This is a genomic window from Accumulibacter sp. (assembly GCF_031732815.1).
Taxonomy (GTDB): Bacteria; Pseudomonadota; Gammaproteobacteria; order Burkholderiales; family Rhodocyclaceae; genus Accumulibacter.
Genome location: NZ_JAVMKF010000317.1, coordinates 8,478 through 11,455 on the forward strand (window position 1 = coordinate 8,478; position 2,978 = coordinate 11,455).

Annotated in this window: 3 protein-coding genes and 1 pseudogene; 2 read left to right on the forward strand and 2 right to left on the reverse strand. The window is 61.0% G+C overall.

The features are described 5' to 3' along the window. A pseudogene (locus RKP46_RS19435) lies at positions 1-587 on the reverse strand (hypothetical protein); the annotation flags it as partial. Beyond that, the gene (locus tag RKP46_RS19440) at positions 550-1,779 is read right to left on the reverse strand and encodes a hypothetical protein (RefSeq protein ID WP_311108148.1); all 1,230 of its coding nucleotides are present in this window, start codon (positions 1,777-1,779) and stop codon (positions 550-552) included. The pseudogene RKP46_RS19435 and the gene RKP46_RS19440, both read right to left, overlap by 38 nt. Before the next feature lie 205 nt (positions 1,780-1,984). On the opposite strand from RKP46_RS19440, the gene RKP46_RS19445 reads away from it, so the two are divergent. Together RKP46_RS19445 and RKP46_RS19450 are read left to right on the forward strand one after the other, a co-directional pair. Next, positions 1,985-2,305 carry a helix-turn-helix transcriptional regulator gene (locus tag RKP46_RS19445; protein ID WP_311108149.1) on the forward strand — a complete coding sequence of 107 codons (321 nt, stop codon included), beginning with the start codon at positions 1,985-1,987 and terminating at the stop codon, positions 2,303-2,305. Beyond that, positions 2,302-2,978, forward strand: a 677-nt coding sequence (locus tag RKP46_RS19450) for an ImmA/IrrE family metallo-endopeptidase (RefSeq protein WP_311108150.1), incomplete at its 3' end; no start/stop codon positions are given. The genes RKP46_RS19445 and RKP46_RS19450, both read left to right, overlap by 4 nt.

The following is a 2,978-nucleotide window of genomic DNA, read 5'->3' on the forward strand; positions in this document are numbered from 1 at the left end:
ACAAACTGCGGCAATACGCCGCCAGACGACAAAATCAGACCCTGGTCAGGAAGACTTGTCTGGCTGAAGTGGCGGAATACCTCTTCGACGGAGTGCGCCAAGCCGCGAACGAGCCAGACGTCTGTCAGCGCGGGTCCGATTCTTGCCTTCCCCAAATGCCAGAGGGCATCGTCCAGCAGCGGCGCATCGATCCCTTTTCGCAGAGCCTGCGCAATACCGAGGAGATCGGCGATGGTGCTCAGGATTGCTGCTGGTCGAACGCTGTAGACGGCGACTTCGGCGGCGGGGACAAACTTCCACCGAAAAGTCTGAGGACAGCGGTAGCGATACCGATCAGCCTGCTCATCTTCAGTCAGGTCAGCATTGACAAGCTCGTCGTCGAGCGATGCAGGGTGACTCCCGGCGTAGCCGACGCAGTCGGTCCACTGCTCCAGCAGCTTCGGCGTCAAAGACGTCCGTCCAAGAACACTCCACCCGGGCACCCCACGAAGCCGCTGTCCGTCGCCGTCGGCAATCGGCTGCCCAGACTGTTCGAACAGGTCGATCAGATCAAGCAGCGACTGTGTCGGCAGGGGCTTCGACGACATGGCCGATCTCCTTCACCAGGTGCCATTTGGCCAGCAGTCGGTCGCACAGCGCCCGGTCCTTTTCCCGCTTGGTTTTGATGTTGCACTTGTTGTCGTCGCGCAGGATCACGGTGATCGTCCGTGCGCGGTCCTTGCCGACCTTTTTCAGCTTGATGGACAGCTTGGCGTAGTTGAGGTGGTGATCGCGGAAGTCGAAGGCGGGGCCGATCAACGACCGGGCGGCCGCGTAGATGTCATCGACGTCCTTGGTCCAGATCTTCACCAGGAGCGACCGGCCATTGCCGGCGGCGTAGCCGAGCTCGACGACCTTGACGAACGCAACCGGCTCGCCGGATAGGTCGAAATTACGCAGCGCCGCCAGGCTCTGGTAGTCGTATTGCTTGAGCGGGATCTTCTCGCCGGTGATGGGCGATTGCAGCAGGGTGTCAGCCACGATGCGCGCCAACGCTTCCCGGCCCGCCGTATCTTTCGACAGCACCTCCAGGTGCCCATTGGCCGGCTCGTAAGTGATGTGCGAAGACACCGCCCGGATCACCTCCTGGGGCACCAGTTCGCTGGCCTGCACGCAGTCGATGATTTCCGGTGGGCGGTTGTGATGGATGCTGATCTGGTACAGGTCCACGTCCTCGCCGGTCTGCGTGTCGGGCCGCAGACGCTTGAAGATCTGGATCGCAACCGCGTCATCGGAGCACCCGAGTTGCTGGGCGACGGTCTGGTGGAACGCCGCCTTGGCCGTCGCGTCGTCGAGTACCGCCAGGTTGGCGGGTGCCATGAATCCGGAGTAGCAGGAGGCGCTTTGCCGGAACACGTCGGCCTGTCGGGCGTTGAGGGCCTCCTCGAAGATCACGGGTTCATTGACGTGCAGCCACAGCGCCCGCTCGTACTGGTTCGGAATCGCTGCGAAGGTTTCCCGGGCGGCGTCATCGAAGATGTCGTCCTTGAAGCCGTCGATGACGTCCTGGCCGGCGCCGTCTGACAACAGCACGATCCGTTCGGCCACTTCTTCGATCCGCTGCCGCTCGCCCACACCAAGGGCGGACAGCACGGCCTCCATTTGTTCGCGCTGCTCCTTTTTCGGCTTCTTGGCATCCAGGTCTGGCATGGTCAGGCTGAACTCTTCGGCCATGAATTCGTGGAACACGGCCGGCGGCAGGTGGCCAAGGAGCTTGCTCAAGTTCTCTGCATCGTTCATCTACATACCCCTTTCAAGGTGTGGATCGGGTTGGTATCAGCCCCTACCGCCCCTTGTCCTTGCTGGGGAGTGCAGACCGATGACGTTCGGTGTACCGAACGATTGTGATTGTCTCGGAGCACTTAGGGGTTTGTCAAGCAGGTACGAAAATGTTCGGCACAGTGGTATTATTTTCGGACTGATGCCAACACATGAGGAGAGACCGGTGCCATCGCCCCTAGGGGACAAGATCCGCGCACTGCGGAAACAAAAGAAGCTCAGTCTGGAACAGTTGGCCGAACTGACCGACTCCAGCAAGAGCTACATCTGGGAACTGGAAAACAAAGACGACCCGAAGCCATCGGCCGAGAAGATCGGCAAGATCGCCGCCGTCCTCGAGGTCACCACGGAGTTCCTGTTGACCGAGTCGGCCTCCACGCCGGACGAGGAAGTGCTCGATGAGGCCTTCTTCCGCAAATACAAAACCATGTCGGAACCGGACAAGAAGAAGATCCGCAAGATCATCGATGCCTGGGAAGATGAATGACGGACGCGAAAAAGCCCATGGCCGAGGCCAACCGCATCTCGTCCATGCTCAACACGGTTCTCGGTGCGGATCGCTTTCCGGTCAAGGTTGACGAACTGGCGCTGGAGTATTCCCGCCAGTGCTTTGCAGACTCGCCAATCGACACGGTTCGGGGCGAGGATCTCGACGGTTTCGATGGCCTGTTGAAGGCCAACAAGGCGCGCTCGAAGTGGCTGGTCCTCTACAACAGCGCCACCCCGTCGGAAGGCCGCAAGCGCTTCACGATCGCGCATGAATTCGGTCACTACATCTTGCACCGCCACCAGCAGGACCTGTTCGAATGCGGCGACGACGACATCGAGACGGGTGACAACAACGAGCGCGACATCGAGGCCGAGGCGGATCTGTTCGCCTCGACCCTGCTGATGCCGCTGGACGACTTCCGGCGCCAAGTGGATGGACAGCCGATCAGCTTCGATCTGCTCGGCCACTGCGCCGACCGCTATGGCGTCTCGCTGACAGCCGCCGCCTTGCGCTGGACCGAGATCGCACCCAAGCGCGCAATACTGGTGGCCAGTCGCGACGATCACATGCTCTGGGCCAAGTCGAACAAGGCGGCGCTCAGATCCGGTGCCTACTTCGCGACGCGCAAGAACACCATCGAGCTGCCGCACGATGCGCTGGCGCACAGCTA